The organism is Fulvivirga ulvae (assembly GCF_021389975.1).
GTDB lineage: Bacteria > Bacteroidota > Bacteroidia > Cytophagales > Cyclobacteriaceae > Fulvivirga > Fulvivirga ulvae.
In genome coordinates this window covers 4,105,056-4,122,436 of record NZ_CP089981.1, presented here as the reverse complement: position 1 = coordinate 4,122,436, position 17,381 = coordinate 4,105,056, and the positions used below count along the sequence as shown (strand labels likewise).

General features: G+C 39.2%; 10 protein-coding genes. 5 read left to right on the top strand and 5 right to left on the bottom strand.

Annotated elements, in window-relative coordinates:
* Window positions 1-59: 59 nt before the first annotated feature.
* Both LVD17_RS17620 and LVD17_RS17615 read left to right on the top strand, forming a co-directional pair.
* Window positions 60-2,282, top strand: a complete 2,223-nt coding sequence (locus tag LVD17_RS17620; protein ID WP_233760329.1) for an OmpA family protein — start codon at window positions 60-62, stop codon at window positions 2,280-2,282.
* Window positions 2,283-2,288: 6 nt separating this feature from the next.
* Entirely contained in the window at window positions 2,289-3,848 is a 1,560-nt protein-coding gene (locus LVD17_RS17615; protein ID WP_233760328.1) for a response regulator, read from the top strand.
* Between the two features lie 14 nt (window positions 3,849-3,862).
* Here LVD17_RS17615 and LVD17_RS17610 read toward each other — a convergent pair whose 3' ends face one another.
* The 3 genes from LVD17_RS17610 to LVD17_RS17600 all read right to left on the bottom strand — a co-directional run bounded on the left by LVD17_RS17610 (window position 3,863) and on the right by LVD17_RS17600 (window position 9,449).
* Window positions 3,863-4,546 (bottom strand): LytR/AlgR family response regulator transcription factor, encoded by a 684-nt coding sequence (locus LVD17_RS17610; protein WP_233760327.1) that lies wholly within the window; start codon window positions 4,544-4,546, stop codon window positions 3,863-3,865.
* Window positions 4,547-4,691: 145 nt separating this feature from the next.
* Window positions 4,692-7,475 carry a PAS domain S-box protein gene (locus tag LVD17_RS17605; protein WP_233760326.1) on the bottom strand — a complete coding sequence of 928 codons (2,784 nt, stop codon included), beginning with the start codon at window positions 7,473-7,475 and terminating at the stop codon, window positions 4,692-4,694.
* A 420-nt stretch (window positions 7,476-7,895) separates the two neighbouring features.
* Window positions 7,896-9,449: an alpha-N-arabinofuranosidase gene (locus LVD17_RS17600; RefSeq protein WP_305039574.1), complete on the bottom strand. Its 1,554-nt coding sequence runs from the start codon at window positions 9,447-9,449 to the stop codon at window positions 7,896-7,898.
* A gap of 415 nt (window positions 9,450-9,864) precedes the next feature.
* On the opposite strand from LVD17_RS17600, the gene LVD17_RS17595 reads away from it, so the two are divergent.
* Window positions 9,865-10,554 (top strand): NUDIX hydrolase, encoded by a 690-nt coding sequence (locus LVD17_RS17595; RefSeq protein WP_233760325.1) that lies wholly within the window; start codon window positions 9,865-9,867, stop codon window positions 10,552-10,554.
* A gap of 135 nt (window positions 10,555-10,689) precedes the next feature.
* Here the strand turns inward: LVD17_RS17595 and LVD17_RS17590 are convergent, their stop codons facing one another.
* Both LVD17_RS17590 and LVD17_RS17585 read right to left on the bottom strand, forming a co-directional pair.
* Window positions 10,690-13,554 (bottom strand): TIM-barrel domain-containing protein, encoded by a 2,865-nt coding sequence (locus LVD17_RS17590; protein ID WP_305039573.1) that lies wholly within the window; start codon window positions 13,552-13,554, stop codon window positions 10,690-10,692.
* Between the two features lie 283 nt (window positions 13,555-13,837).
* Window positions 13,838-14,281 carry a nuclear transport factor 2 family protein gene (locus LVD17_RS17585; protein WP_233760324.1) on the bottom strand — a complete coding sequence of 148 codons (444 nt, stop codon included), beginning with the start codon at window positions 14,279-14,281 and terminating at the stop codon, window positions 13,838-13,840.
* 400 nt (window positions 14,282-14,681) lie between these two features.
* On the opposite strand from LVD17_RS17585, the gene LVD17_RS28710 reads away from it, so the two are divergent.
* Both LVD17_RS28710 and LVD17_RS17580 read left to right on the top strand, forming a co-directional pair.
* Complete coding sequence (locus LVD17_RS28710) at window positions 14,682-14,852, top strand: hypothetical protein (protein WP_370688766.1); 171 nt, start codon at window positions 14,682-14,684, stop codon at window positions 14,850-14,852.
* A 196-nt stretch (window positions 14,853-15,048) separates the two neighbouring features.
* Window positions 15,049-17,355 (top strand): LamG-like jellyroll fold domain-containing protein, encoded by a 2,307-nt coding sequence (locus LVD17_RS17580; protein ID WP_233760323.1) that lies wholly within the window; start codon window positions 15,049-15,051, stop codon window positions 17,353-17,355.
* The last annotated feature ends 26 nt before the right edge of the window (window positions 17,356-17,381 follow it).

Here is a 17,381-nt window from a genome sequence, read left to right as displayed (position 1 = left end):
CAGTTTAAATGTTTGAGTCTGACTGAAATATAATTCTTTTGAACTATAAGATTTAAAAAATGAAAACACATAAAATGATAAGAGCAATACTGTTTTTACTGGTAATAGCATACTCGGAATGTTTTTCTCAAAATAATCTGCTCGCAATCATACAAGACCCTCTGAGTCGCGGAGATCAACTTTTTGACGAGTTTTCTTATGAAGCCGCAATCGATTTTTACAAAAAAGCATTCAATCAGTCTAATACGCCTATAGTGGCGTTAAAAATTGCGGAGAGTTATCGCAAGCTTAACCAGCCAGTGAGTTCAGCGGAGTGGTATAAAAAGGCTCTTGAAGAAACCGAGGGTGTGGATGCATTATACTTTTTTCACTATGCAGAAGCATTAAGTAGTATAGAAAATTACAACGAAGCTAAAAAGTGGTACAAAAGGTATCAGCAAGATGCTTCTGCAGATAGTAGAGTATCTAAAAAGATCGAAGTATTAAATGATCAGGAGCTTTTGTCTGCCAAGAAACAGGCTGTAAACATTAAAAAAGCACCGTTTAATTCTGAGGGATCAGATTTTAGTCCGGTTCTTTTGGGAGAAAGTATAGTTTTTGTGTCTTCCAGAAAAACGGATCAGTCGCCGGGAGAAACATTTAACTGGGATAATAGCCCTTATCTGGACTTGTTCATCTTCTCAGAAGGGTCAGTTAACAAATTGGATAAAAACCTGAATTCAATTTATCATGAGGGACCGGCTGCATTTTACGATGACGGAAACAAAATAATTTTTACACGTAACAACTACAGCGGAGGTAAAGTTAAAAGCAGCAATGACGGAATTATAATGCTTAAGCTTTACCAGGCGGAGCGGCAGCCGGATGGAAATTGGTCAATGCCCGAGCCTCTTTCAATTAATAATGATAACTATTCAACAGGACACCCAGCCGTTACAACAGACGGATTTACGCTGTTCTTTGCATCTGACATGCCAGGAGGCTATGGAGGAGTTGATATTTATAAAAGTGAATATCAAAACGGAACATGGCAACAACCTAAAAACTTAGGGAGTAAAGTGAATACCGAGGGTGATGAGCTATTTCCATCCATCCATGAAGATAAGTACCTATACTTTTCCAGCAATGGTCATGGAGGCCTGGGAGGACTTGATATATTCGCCGTTGACTTTACCAAGGATAATTCACAAGTTACCAATATAGGTTCTCCAATTAATAGTCCACTTGACGATTTTGGCTTAATACATACACATGAATACAAAGGCCTGTTTTCCAGTAACAGGGAGCAAGGTGGAAACCACGATGATATTTACCAATTTACTACGGACAGACCATTAGTAACAGATTATGTTATTTCCGGAGTAGTTATTAACAAAGTGAATAGCAACCCTATTGGTGATGCACGCGTCACGCTTTATAATGAAAATGAAGAAGCTTTACAAACTGTTAATTCTGCTGAAGACGGTTCCTTTAGAATAAAAGTGGAACCATTTCAAACCTATGTGCTTAAAGCGTGGAAAGAAAAGCATATAGAAACAAAAGTATTGCAAGTATCGACCGGAGAGGCCCTCACGGAATGGCAGGTTAAGTTATTAATGCTGGAGGATGAAGGCTTGCTTTTGACTGGTGTAGTAAAGGATAATACTACAGGTAATTTTATTTCCAATGTATCAGTTTCTGTTACTGACAATTTTACTGATAGTAACATTTTGAAGACTGAAACTTCGGATTCAGGAGATTTTGAGTATAACGTAAAGGCAAATGATATCCCTAAGCGGGTAAGCTATCAGATAAAATTACAAAAAGAGGGTTATTTATCTAAAACGCTCACCTATAATCACTTGCTTGACAAGCCGGGGATATTTAAAATTAATGATGTAGTTAATTTAGGACTTGATAAACTTGAAGTTGGTACGGATATCGGCAAATTGGTAAACGTGAATCCGATCTATTTCGATGTTGGTAAATATAATATTCGGTCCGATGCAGCAAAAGAACTGGATAAAATTGTAGATATAATGCAGAGTAACCCTTCTATTAAGATTGAATTGGGATCTCATACCGACTCCAGGGGTAGCGCAGCTTCTAATTTAAGCCTCTCCGATAAGAGGGCAAAGGCCTCAGTCGCCTATATCGTATCGCAGGGAATAGCTACCGCAAGAGTAACAGGCAAAGGATATGGAGAACAAATGCTACTGAACCAATGTGCTGACGGGGTGGATTGCAGTGCTGAAGAACATCAGCAAAACCGAAGAACGGAGTTTAAAATTACTGAATATTAATAACGGATGAGCAGCAGATACGAAAAAGAGCGATTATCAGCCCTGGAAAGCTATGAAATTATGGATACCAGCGCAGATGAAACGCTGGACAGCATCACCAATCTGGCAGCTTACATCTGCGGCACACCAGTATCACTCATTACTCTACTCGATGATAAAAGGCAGTGGTTTAAATCAAACAACGGGTTAGACACTACGGAGACAACCCGGGAAGTAGCATTTTGCGATTATGCCATACAGCAGGATGAGTTTTTTGTGGTGGAAAATGCAGAACTCGATCCGAGATTTAAAAATAATCCACTGGTTACAAGCGACCCATACATCCGATTTTACCTGGGTTATCCGCTGATTAATGAAGAAGGATATGCGCTTGGTACATTATGTGTTATTGATAGAAAGCCCCGCAAGCTGAATAACAACCAGCGGCAATCTATAAAAGCATTGAGTAAATTGGCCATGGCCTATCTGGAAATGCAACGGCAGCGAAAGCATATTAAAGAGACGCGTAAAATGAAGCAGGACCTTTTAGATGAAGTAAGCTATAACCTGCGAACACCTTTAAACGTGATCTATGGGTTGACAACCATCTTGCTCGAGAAAAACGAGCTTTCAGAATTTAATGAAGACCTCTATTTACTCAATGAATCTGCTGAAAACACCATAGAAGTAGTAAATAAACTTGCTGAAGTCAATAGGCCAGGGCTGGGTTTACCTAACAAGCACCTTATTTTCAATCTACATAGTTTAATAGAAACGCTCATTGGTGAAATTTCTGATGAATATAACGTTGATATAAAATATACATATGACTTTGGCATACCTGGTTTTTTGGTAGGTGACCCTGATCGAATACAGCAGATGCTGAGGCACTTGATTTGTGCTCAGTTGGCAGGACGCGAAACTTCTCGATTGCATCTTTCAGTAGAGTCTCTGAGGAAGTCGAAAAGTAGTATAAGGGTAAAACTAGACCTTATTGATACTTCAGCTGACCCACTACTTCAGGATACCCGCTCTCTGGTAAGTCAGAGACAAGAAGTAAATAGTGCAATAGAAATCATTAAAACTCTCAAAGGAGGCTTCTCCAAGCAGCCAGGCTATAAAAGTGTTACACTAGACTTTGATATACAAAATGCAACGGTTGAATCACAACCAAACAAAGGCGATCTATATACAGAAGACATCTCAGGTATTAAATTGCTATTGGTAGAAGATATGGAGATTAATCAGAGAATTGCAGCTAAATTTTTTAAAATGTGGGATGTACGATTTGACATAGTTAATAACGGAAAGGAAGCCATTGATACTTTAAAGAAAAAAAACTATGATATTGTTTTAATGGACATGCGCATGCCGGTGATGAATGGCTTTGAGGCCATACGCAAGATTAGAGCCATGAAAAATAAAAGGATTAAAACTCTTCCTATAATAGCTTTGACGGCATCTGTATTCGATTTTACAGAAGCGAAACTAAAAAATATCGGATTAACTGATTTAGTTAATAAACCTTTTAATCCTAATGAACTAAAGCAGAAAATAGCCAAGGCACTGCAGATAAAGAAATTTTAATACACTTTTGCAGCCTATTTTACAATTTTTTCGAGTATTTCTTCACGCATTGATTTACTAAACGGCACATTGTACTTGTTTATATTAAGTGTGTTACCTTCGATACTATCAATTTTATCTAGTCTTACAAGATACGAGCGATGGGTTTGGATAAAATCTGCTCCGGATAATTTTTTACTAATAGATTTAAGGGTAGAGAGTGTAATATGACACTTATCGTCTGTATATATCTTGACATAATCTCCATATGCCTCTATATAATTAATGTCAGCAAAATGTATCTTTACCAGTTTATTATCTTCTTTAATAAAAAAGTGGTCTTCTTCTGATAATTCCTTTACAGCTTCTCTCACTTTGTTCACAGCTCGTAAAAACCTGGAATAATTATCAAGCGGTTTTAAAAGATAGTCTGCTACCTGATGTTCAAAAGCTTCAACGGCATAGGCTTCATTACTGGTAATGAGAATAATTTGAGGGTTATAATCCAACGATGAAATAAACTCGAGTCCAGACATTTGCGGCATCTCAACATCTAAAAATATAAGATCCACTTTATTCTCCATCAAATAATTTATTGCGTCAATAGGGTTACTGAAAGCTTGCTTTAGTTCAACTGAATCAGTTTTGCCGATAAAGCCGTTAACAATTGTTTGAAAAATAGCGTCATCATCAACTACTACAGCACTGATTTTCTTCATATAGATAGGTGAGTTTAATAAAAACAAGTTAGTTCTGCATTTTACAATAGCTAAAATATGTTTTTTTAAATATTATATAATGAAGAATACAAAATACAAGCTTTATATCAAATGAATCTATATTATTATCTTACGCATGCAAGTTTTAGATTGATTTCTTAGATTTTATTTGCTCAATTTTAGCTTCAGCTATATCAATGATTGTATTGCACATACGCTCCACATTAACCACATTATTAGTTACTGCATTTTTATTGGTAAAACCCAGCAGCTGACTTCCTTTCGATATTTCCTCAAGTACAAGATCGGCTTGGAATATCTCCAAGGCAGGTTTGATTTTATGTAATAGTGCAGCGTAGGCTTTGTTATCGGATTGTAGCAGCGCGTTCTTATAATTTTTTTTAAATAGATTTAGCTCCTGTAAATAAGATTCCAGAATGTTAGTTAAAAACTTAGGATCATTGTCCGCCACTATTTCTATTCGGCTCAGATCGATTAGTTGGTGACTGTTTTTTGTTCGTTCTTTTCTTTGTGATACCTCTGTCTTGGAATTTATGCCGAGTTGCTTAACAATCTCATTTTTTAGTATTTCATTGTTAATAGGTTTTGTAAGCAACCCATCCATTCCTACTTCTAAAGCTCTCTTTTTAACATTGCTATCAAAATCCGCTGTTAATGCTAATATGGGTGTCTCTTTATTTAGTTCGGTTTTTCTAATACTCTGGCTGGCTTCATAACCATTAACCCCCGGCATTTGTATGTCCATTAAGATAATACTGTATGGCTTATGACCTGCTTTTTCTATGGCGGCTTGTCCACTGTCAGCTAAATCTACGTCTGCCTGCCATTTGAGGAGGAATTTCTTGACTACCATCTGGTTAATAGCATTATCATCTACCACAAGAACATCAATACCATTCAGATTTACATCAGAATGCTTTGTAGGTGTGGTATGCTTTTTGAGTTCCGGTACTGTTCCTTTTTTAAAAGTAAGATTAAAATGAAAATTAGATCCCTTTCCTGGCGTGCTCTTGACATGAATCGAACAACCGTGCAATTCAACAAGTTTTTTAATGATGGCCAGCCCCAGACCAGAACCCCCATAAAATCGCGTGGTATCTTCTTCCGCCTGAGAAAAGCGTTCAAAAATAACACTTTGTTTGCTTTGAGGTATGCCTATGCCCGTGTCCTCAACAGAAAAACTTAAAGTAATATTTTCATCATTGTTCTGCTCTGTCATCACCTGAAGCTTTACACGCCCCTCATTAGTAAACTTTATCGCATTGGATAGCAGGTTGGTAAGTATCTGTGTAAGACGGGTGGGATCACCAATTAATATGTGCGTAATACCAGTGTCAAGCATTACATTCAATAAAATTCCTTTTTCTTCAGCACGGTGGCTAAAAACATTTTTAATATTATTGATAAGGTCAAAAAAGTCAAAAGGTATTTCTTCTAGTGTTATGTTTCCAGACTCTATCTTATTAAAGTCAAGAATATCATTGATAAGTGAAAGGAGATTCTGCGATGAAAATTTCAGTGTGTTAAGGTTCTCCATCTGATGTTTTGCGGGATTTTCATCCAACAGCAGGTGTGACATTCCTATAATAGCATTTAGTGGTGTACGTATTTCGTGACTCATCGTTGATAGAAATTCTTCCTTTGCCTTGGAGGCTTTTTCCGCCTGCTCTTTTGCCTTTAAGAGCTTTTCCTCATACCTTATACTTTCAGTAATATCCTCAACAGTACCGACATAGCCTACCTTCTCCTTATTAATAATGATAGCGGAAGCTTTAACCTTTGCCCAAACTACGCTTCCATATTTACGTCTAAAACGCTGTCTACTGCTAAACTTAAGGTCATTATCTACCGCCTCCTGCCACTCTCTAAAAATACGGTCCACATCATCTTCATGTATACCCATAGACCAACCTGTGCCAAGGGATTCCTCCAGGGTTAAACCACTCAGCTTTTGGTATTCGGAGTTGGTATAGGTGCATAACCCTTTTTGGTCGGTAACAAAAATACCAAGGGGAGAAGCATCGCTCATAGCCCTGAATTTTTCCTCACTTTGACGTAGCTTTAATTCAGCTTCTTTTTGATCATTAATATCGGTAGTAACGAGGAGGGCACCTATAATTTTGCCAGCTTTATCTTTTAGCGGTCTGCTGTTATACTTTACAAAAATCCCTTCCTTTTTCTTCTCATTCTGAATATATGATTCAAAGTTATGCACCTCTTTGCCATGTAACGCCTGTATTAAAGGCAGGTCCTCCATAGGAATAAGTGTTTTTTTATCGGTATAATATGATCCATAATGTTTCGACCATTCACTTGGATGAAGTTCTGCTTCACCTTTACCCACAATTTTTTTTGAGGCATCGTTAAACAACAAAAATTTGCCCTCTTTGTCAACTACCACTACAGCTTCTGCCATAGTATTCAATATTACATTTGTGAGATTGTTCCTTTCTTCGAGTTTGGTCTTGGTAGCTCTCAAGTCCTTATTAGTTTTCTGCAGCACTTTGGCTTTTTTCTCTAGTTCAAGGCGTAATTGCTTTAGAGTAGAGATATCCCGGGCTACCGCCCGAACGGTTTTGACTTTACCTTGCTTGTCAAAGAACATACTTACATTTTGGCCCACCCAGATTACATCACCTTTTTTTGAGACCATCGGAAATTCAAAATAGGTATCTCGTTGTTTCCGTTGGCGCTGTTTCTTATAAAAACTATCCAATTTATCTACAAAATCAGACTCTACCAGTTGCCAAAAAACAATCTCTTTTAATTCTTCACGGCTAAAGCCGGAATATCTTTCCAATGCCCGATTGGCATAAATGAACTTGCCTTCTGCATTCAGTTCATAAATCATGTCGTTTAGCGATTCTACTATTTCTTTATACCAGTCTGTTGTTTTATTTGATATCATATCTTTAAAATACATATAATCATAATGTCATAGGTTTTATATGTAAGATTTTCTGATATGATGAAATGACGTAGGGGAAATATCTTTTCCTTTTCATAAAAACAGTTAAATTAAAGTGGTTTTATCTACTTTTAAACTGTCATATTTTCGGGATGCTTACAAGATCAGTCAAACACTATTATATAGTTAATTTTATAGCTATTAATAGTGGCTAGTGCTCTGAGAAAGTAAAAAGATTGTGTCACGATAGATTGGAAACTTGAGATATAAATAAGCAATGGCCTAACCCTGTTAGCTAGAGTAACAGTTTGACTTTACCAAGTCAAAAAAGTATGTTAACCAAGTTGACCTGAAGCCTTGAAGCTAGGCCGCTTATTGCGGATAGGCACTTTTAAAAACAACACTCTTTTCATTCTTATGTTATTTGATCTCTTCCAACATCACAACTGAAAAAGGAGGTATTTTAACGGTATACACCCCTTTTTTTGATCTTTTGAAATTCTTAAATGGACGTGGTTCAATTTTATCCGGATGGTCAAAAGTATTATGATCTTGTAATTTCCCTGAGGTCAATACCTTGACTGTCACTTCTCTAACCCCAAGAGCGTTAAGATCAATCTCTATCTCATTGGTTTTGTTGGCATCGATATTCACAAGGGATATGTGTACTACTCCATTTTTGTCTTTCGATGCTGTTACCGATATAGCAGGAAGAGATTCCTCTCCAAGGGAATATTCAGGAGAATCGAATGTAACGGGCAGTAATTGTGCATCGTGGTGCACCGTATACATTTTCATTACATGATATGTGGGAGTAAGCAGCATTTTTTGCTCATCGGTAAGGATGACCGCCTGTAATACATTGACCGCCTGTGCAAGATTGGCCATTTTTACTCTATCAGCGTGATTATTGAAAATATTCAGCGTCATTCCTGCAATCATGGCATCGCGCATCGTATTCTGCTGGTAAAGAAATCCCGGGTTGGTACCTTTTTCCACATCATACCAAGCTCCCCATTCATCCACTATGAGGTCTACTTTCTTTTCAGGATCGTATTTGTCCATAATGGCCACATGCTTATTAACCAGCTCTTCCATTTCCCACGCTTTTTGCATAAGCTTGAAGTAGTGTTCTTCCTGAAAATCAACAGCAGAGCCTTTATTGCTCCAGTCTATTACCGAATAGTGGTGCAGTGCCACTCCCTGCAACAAATTGAGAGGTACATTTTTCATAATTACTTCTGTCCAGTGATAATCGGAACTGCTGGCCCCGGATGCTACTTTATACAATCCTCCTTCGATATTTGCATCAGACATAAAAGTAGCATACTTCCTATACACATCAGCATAGTATTCAGGACGCATGTGACCTCCACAGCCCCAAGCCTCATTTCCAACACCCCAGTACTTCACCTTCCATGGTTTTTCACGTCCGTTTTCTTTGCGTAAATCTGACATCGGGCTTGTTCCTGAAAAATTAACATATTGTACCCAGTCCGCCAGTTCCTGTACGGTGCCACTACCAACATTGCCAGCCAGGTAAGGCTCTGCGCCTAATATTTCACACAAATTCAGGAAATCATGGGTTCCAAAACTATTGTCTTCCGTTACACTACCCCACCATTGATTTACTATAGTTGGTCTCTCATCTTTTGGCCCAATACCATCTTTCCAATGGTAAGTATCTGCAAAACAGCCTCCAGGCCATCTTAAATTCGGGATTTGCAACGCTTTAAGGGCATCGATTACATCATTTCTCACACCATCGGTATTGGGTATATTGCTGGCCTCTCCTACAAAAAAGCCTCCGTATATGCATCTACCCAGGTGCTCTGCAAAATGTCCGTATATGTGTTTACTTATTATTGGTGCCTTATCATCTGTTTTAACTGTCATTTGCAGTTTTCTATCTTGCGAAAGACCAGGTGTTTGAAACGCCAGACTAACCAGCATCAAGCTTAATATTCTTTTCATTTGTATATAATTTGATTTTCAATGGTCACATGGAATCTTTGATTAAAAATTCATCCCTGGTTAGTGTACTCGGCCCTTAATTTTTAATGTCGATTTCATTTTCCTTTATTTAATCATTATGCCATTGTCTATCCCAATGGTTCTATGACTCAAATTTCTAAACAGTGTAAATCAATTCAGATGACCATATCCTAAATAGTCTTCCCAAATACCAGAATTACACATAATAGAGTGCATAAATTAATAAGTATAAAAAATACACTTATCAATTTGTGAATTAAATCCTTTTTTAAAAAAATTGCCATTTATTTATCAGAATAAATTGTAAATGATAACTTCGACCGCACTTGAACATGCTTTAAAAAGCCCTTATCATGCTCATAGAAATAATAATTAGAACTTCAAATTCTTACTGATGCTTAATAGTTATAGTGAAGAAGACAAAGTTCTCCTGGCCGTAGATTGTATAATATTCGGTTTTGATCAGGATGATTTAAAAATATTACTTATCAAAAGGGATTTTGAACCGGAAAAGGGAAAATGGTCCCTTATGGGAGGCTTTCTAAAAAAGGACGAAAATTTGGATCATGCTGCGAGTAGAATATTAAAGCACTTAACGGGTATTACGGATATTTATATGGAGCAACTTTATTCTTTCAGTGAGATTGATCGGGATCCTGTAGAACGCACTCTATCCGTTGCTTATTTTGCCCTGATCAATATTGCCGGACATAATGAAAAACTTTCTGAACAATTTTCAGCTCAATGGTTCAGTATATCTGATGCTCCTAAACTAATATTTGACCATGATAAAATGGTCCAGCATGCCATAAGAAGACTTCGATACCGCACTTCAAATGAGCCGGTTGGTTTTGAACTATTGCCCAAAAAATTCACCATGCGACAGCTTCAAAAGCTGTATGAAGCTATTTTTGGCAAAAAAATAGACAAGCGCAATTTCGTTAATAAAATAAATGCGCTTGGTATCCTGATTAAACTACCTGAAAAAGATATGTCTTCCTCAAAGAAAGGATCTTATCTATTTCAATTTGATAAATTAAAATATGACAAAAAAGTTAGTGAGGGGTTCAGTTTCAAATTATAATGATGCCTCATATGGCATATGAGACTTAAAAGAAGCCAGCACATCGTGCTTTAAAGATTTCCTCTATGATCACCTAAAAAGGCTTGCTTTGCAGTTATTTTTTAAGAAAAACTGCAAAGCAGGCCGTACTATTTATTACAATTCTATTGTCAGTTCTTTCCCCGTATACTTTACATTCTGCCCTGTGGCATCTGGTGAGAATACCTGAGGTTTCTCCTTACTTACAGGAACAATTACAAATGTCCTGTCCTTTAGCATTTCATCAAATTGCCCTTCCCGCTCGCCAATGGTTAGTGTTCCTTTGGCTTCGTTATAATTAAAAGATATGGTTGAGTATTCTCCCTTTTCGTAGTTATAATTATCTCCTTCATCCTCATAAAGAGTGAAACTTCCGTTTTGTCCTTTGTAAACATAAAGCACTATAGTTTCAGCAGCTTTCTCATCGCTGTATTGCATTTCAGGGCCAACCGGTATAATAGAACCTTCTCGTATGAACAAAGGAATACGTTCATAAGGAGCTTCGACCTTCAGCCTTTGCCCTCCCTGGATAGACTGCCCCGTGTAGAAATCATACCAGTTTGTTTCTTCTGGAAAATAAACTTCACGGGAACGTGCTCCATACTCATAAACAGGACATACCATAAACGCCGAACCAAACATAAATTGATCGCTGATGTTTTCAACGGTACTGTCAGTTGAAAAATCCATGACCAGAGGCCTCATAATGGTGTAATCATCGAAATAGGTCATGCCTGCCATAGCATAGATATAAGGCATCAATCTATAACGCAAATTGGTGTAATATAGAATAGAATTGTATGCAGCATGCCCCTGAGGAGCAATATGCCACGGTTCACGATATGGGAATTGTCCATGTGCCCGGAACAATGGTGCAAAGGCGCCAAACTGATACCAGCGGGCATTCAATTCACGCCATTCCTTGTAATCATCATTCTCCTCCCCTTCTTTGTCATATTCAAACTGTGCGGCCACATATCTGTCTTCCACACAAAAGCCACCAATATCCATTGTCCAATAAGGAATACCACTCATAGCAAAATTGAGTCCTGCTGAAATTTGCGCTTTCATATCTTCCCAGCGTGTGGCAATGTCGCCACTCCAGGTGGCAGTAGAATAGCGTTGTAAGCCGGCAAAGCCCGACCTAGTCAATAAAAATACGCGTTTATCAGGAGCTACACTGCGTTGCCCGTTATAAATAGCCTCTGCATTCATTAATGCATAAGTATTAAAATATTCTGTAGAGGAGCCTAAGGCAGTAGGGCCGCAAAGGGCCTTTCTGTATCCCATATCGGTGCAATCGAGGATATTAGGTTCGCTGGCATCCATCCACCAGGCGTCTATCCCCAAAGGATAGTAGTGGTCATAGATCTGATTCCAGAATAATTTTCGGGCACCAGGTGAATATGCGTCGTAAAATGAGCCTACATAACCCGGCCCTACCCAATCACGAATACTGTCCTGAACTGCCTGCTGATACATCCACCCTTCTTTGTCAAACTCTTTGTAGTGTTCCGTGGTAGCATAAAATTTGGGCCACACGGAAATCATCATTTTACCATTCATTGCATGGATAGAGTCTACCATAGCCTTAGGGTCGGGAAAACGTTTTTCGTCAAACTCATGACTTCCCCAGGCATCTTCGCGCCAGTGGTTCCAGTCAAGAACAATATTGTCAATAGGAATCTTGCGGTCCCGGAATTCTTTCAGAGTACTTACAATTTCATCCTGGGTTTTATATCTTTCTCGGCTTTGCCAGAAGCCCATAGCCCACTTTGGCATTATCTGAGATTTCCCTGTAAGTGTCCGGTATCCTTTAATTATTTCGTCCATAGAATCGCCATAGACGAAATAATAGTCCATTTTCTTATCCATTTCGCTCCACCAAACCTGGTTATTATGCTCTTCATCGCTCTGAGGAGTCTGCACCCGCAAACCGCAATACGACCTGCCTCCATCCGGCTTCCATTCTACGCGCAGAGGAACCTTTTTTCCCGCTTCCAAATCAAATGTGAACTTGTAGCTGTTTGGGTTCCAGGCTGTTCGCCAGCGTTCCGGCACTACCAATTCATCGTTTAAATAAACTTTGACATACCCTGCATAATACAGGATGAATTTATAAGTTCCGTCCTTCGAGGCCTCTAGAGCTCCTTCATAGGTCACATCAGCTCCTTTCAAAGGAAAATTTTCAGGCAAATTCTTTACCGACTTAATGTCTTCAAAACAAAGTGAATCTTCCTTACGCACCAGCATGGGAAAATCTGTGGTCCGCGATAAGTAAGTTCCCGTTAAACCTCCCGGAGTTCCTTCCTTATCATATAATGTAAATATCTTATTCAACTGCTTGTATTCACGGCTATCACCAAAGCGGCTTAAAGAATAACTGTCCCATAAAAGACCATAATTCTTATTGGAAACCACAAAAGGCACCGACACCTTGGTATTATACTGGAACAGTTCCTCGCTTTTGCCTTTGTAGTTGAATTCATCAGCCTGGTGCTGTCCCAGCCCATAAAAAGCTTCATCAGCAGGAGAGTCAAATATTTGTCGTATAGTATAGCCCTTTGTTCCTTCTACTTCAATAGGTGTAAATGACTTGCCTCCTCCGGGCTTTTCTGCCAAAACAACCTTTCCAGCACTATCTTTGAATTTTATTCCGCCATTAGCTTTTGATACAAAGACTTTAAGCCGCTTTGTGCTTACGGTAATAGAATCCTGCTCATCCTCTACAGTGAAAGGTACAGTTTGAAGCCCCGGAACAATAATCAGACTGGAGTCCTCCGGAAAATCGTTATCTGGTGTTGCAGATACGTGAATCAACTCATTACCCAGTATCCGCAAATGAACCTTGCGAACTTCCGATTCTTTGTTTTGGTTTATGTCAATAATGACCCCGCCGTCCGTGATCTGGTACTGAGGCTCCACACACCCAGTGAACCAGAGCATAACACATAACCCCAGATGTATTTTTTTGATCTTCATTCAAATAGCTTTTTTAAAAAATTATTCAGCCCGCTATTTAGCACGAAAAAAGGACTTAAAGGGGGTGCTTATGTTTCAAAAAGGGGGTGGTAATGAATTATTCGGTATGTTTTGAGTTGGGATTGATCGAAATGTCGGTATCTCCAGCGGAAATCCGGCTTGATTTAAACGAATAATGGGATGTCAATAATTTATCAAATAAAGAAACCGATTACCTCACGATAATCGGCTTTTTCGCGGGCCTTCGCAGACTTACACCCAACCCTGGATCTTGAAGCAACTTTTAAATGTCATTGGCGGGAGTCAGCGCAGATGCAACCTCAGCACAGTTTAACCAGGATTCATGACTTTGAACAATCACCCATTGATCTTCTTGTTTTTGAAGTGTTGCTGTCCAAACAAGTTGTCCAGTGAATTCAGGCATCCCTGTTAGTTTCAACTTTAGTTTTATGGGAAGAGTGAATGTAACAACCTCAGGTGACAAGACCTGAACATTCCAACTTTCAATTGTATTGTGTAATTCTTCCACTGAAGGTCCTATATTCTTATACGCTTCCCTAAGGTCAGTCAATGAATGCATTATTCCATCGGTGATAAAATATGAATTAGAGTTTTCAGAATAATGATTTAGTCCGGTTTCAAAGTCCATTTTATTAGAATATTCAAAAACCTTTTTTACAACCTCCGTGGCTGAATTAGTAATTTCCTGCATTTGAGCTTCTGTCAATTGATTTTCAGGTCTATGACAAGACTGATTCAGAAGACATGCTGTACAGATTATTATTAGTATTCTCATCTATTATTAATAATATTTGCTTCCAATAGTTAGTAACGCTAAGCTATGATTACCGGAGATTAGAATGTATCAAACCTCTCCCTTTCGCTCATAGTCATACTTTTGTTTAAATTTATAAATAATGGCTCATTTTCCAATCCCCACTAAAATATCCTTCCCGATGAAGACTCATTCATAGTATTTGTTGTGGGGTCTTTTTTGCGACGATACTTCAAATTGACAGGCTTAAATTTATACTGAATGGGTTAAGAAGCTCCATATCAAATTTTTATACTTTATTTTTTTCCCTACCCCTCAAACTATTTGTTGTCAGTAGTTTAGTTCGGAAACATTGTCTTTTAGGGAACATAAATTAGCTCCTTTCAAATTTATGCGCGTTCACAAATCTTCCCTGGTTAACCTTGAGTCTCAGGCAACCGGATTTTCTTATCTAACGCAGAGGTTGTACCGCGTGCTTATAAAGAAACATTCACCAGTAAATTCCTTAAATTGTAATGATTAAAATTTCAGTGGTTGAAGTATAAGTTTCAACTATAAAACTTCAATTTGGTCGTTTAAACACTTTTCACTTTCTTTATGAGCCCCAAAAATTAATTCCCCTTTTATGTATTATTAATTTTCATTTAAAATCATAGTCAGCCGGTTTTAATGAAATTATATGTTCAAACATTTATTATAGTAAACAAACAACTTATCATATGAAAGTAGCTCTCCGCTTAGCGGGTCTATTGGTTTTAATTTTTGCCGGAGCAATATCTTTTCAGAGCATGGCTCAACCCTTTGTCCATCCGGGCATACTGCACACGCAGTCTGATTTTGAAAGGATGAGAGAGAACGTGAATGCAGGAAAAGAGCCATGGAAATCTGGTTTCGAGGTGTTGGTGGCGAGTCCTTATGCAAAGCTTAGCTGGTCACCACGGCCGGCGGAAACTGTTTCAAGACATGGGACAGGTGATAATGTGGCAGTACTTTATAAGGATATTGCAGCGGCTTACCAGCATGCTTTGATGTGGAAAATCACCGGCAATACTGCTCATGGGGATAAAGCTGTAGAGATACTGAATGCCTGGTCGGTCACACATAAAACGCTGACAGGTAATACCGACCGGTATCTTGCCTCCGGACTTTTCGGTTACCAGTTTGCTAATGTCGCAGAGCTTATGCGTGACTATCCGGGCTTTGAGCTGCCCCGGTTTCAAAACTATATGCTGAATGTATTCTATTACCCTTTGGTAGAGCGCTTTTTACTGGGCAATGAACATGGTGCTGACCACAATGATGCATGCATCACAAACTACTGGGCCAACTGGGACTTATGCAATATGGCGGCTATGCTGGCTATCGGCATACTTTGCGACAACCGTGAAATATATAACAAAGGCATCAACTATTTCAAATATGGGGGTGGTAATGGTGCTATAAAGCATGTGGTCCCCCATTTATTTTCAGACCAACTGGGGCAGTGGCAGGAAAGTGGTCGTGATCAAGGGCATACGTTGTTAGGCGTTGGCCTGATGGCAAGCTTTTGCGAAATAGCCTGGAACCAGGGAGATGATATGTATGGGTATGATAACAACAGATTTAGAAAAGGGGCTGAATATGCTGCAAAGTATAATTACGGTGAAGAGGTGCCTTTCGCCAAGTATGTCTGGTATAGCTGGATCAACTGCCGGTACAACGAACACACGGTGGTGTCTAATGCAGGACGTGGAGAATATCGCGGTATATGGGAAATGATATACAACCACTACGGCAGGCGCCTGGGGCAGGCAGATAAAATCCCCTACATCACGGCCATGGTAGAAAAACAAAGACCTGAAAGTGGTCCCGGAGGCCACCCTACTACTTTTGATCAGCCCGGCCTGGGCACCCTAACCCGCTCTCTGGGAACTGACTGCAGCCCCACGTCCCTGACTCCTTATATGCAGATTGGTGGTGATCGTGTCCAGACTGCCTATGCAGCCATAGATTCCGGTGCCAGTGTTACTCTCAGTGTACAACCCACTGATGGAAGTATAAGCTGGAGCACGGGAGAAACGTCCCATGAGATCACCATCAGCGATATCACCAGTGACACCACATGTACCGTCAATTTCAAAAACAGTTGTGGTGCACTTTCTCAGCAAAGTTTCGTGATCAATATGAATTACCCTACCGGATTAATCGCTCACTATACCTTTGAACAAAATACGGACGATGTTTCAGGCAGTGAGCTGCACGCCGATAGTGTCAATGGGCCTGTGTTTGTGAGAGGTAAATTGAATGACGCCATCAGTCTGGATGGTGTGGATGATCACCTGCTGGTACCTGAAGGTATATTGAGCACTGCCGCTGATATGACGATCATGACGTGGGTAAAACTTGACGAAAACCATGACTGGTCACGTATATTCGATTTTGGCAATAACACCTCTGAATATATGTTCTTAACGGGCAATTCTGGAACAGGCACTTTACGGTTCGTGATCAAAAATGGCGATGAAGAACATCAAGTCAATACGGGTGCACTGCCTACCGGAAAGTGGGTACACGTAGCGGTGACCTTATTTGGAGATCAGTGCACTTTATATGTTGACGGTGAAGTGGCCAATACAAATAATTCTGTCACCTTCAACCCTTACGATCTGGGCAGCACAACAAATAACTTTATCGGTCGCTCACAATATCCGACTGACCCCTATCTGGATGGAAGCCTGGATGACTTCAGGATCTATAACTATGCTTTGTCCGCTTCAATGATCTATGAGCTATATGCGGCCAGTGTAGGATTAGATGTAACGGTTTATCCGAATCCGGCACGAGACCTGCTGTATATCCGCTCAAAAGGGTCGGGTATTTCAGAAGTCAGACTTTTTAATGTTTTAGGTATGGAGATTGACTGCCCGAAACAGGTTAAACCTGATCTGTCCACCATAGATATGCATTTTTTATCTCAGGGATTTTACTTTGTAAATGTTCATTTTGATAACAACCTTACGGAAACGGTTAAGATCGTAAAGAAGTAAGTTGCTTGAAAAACCGCCTATGCGAG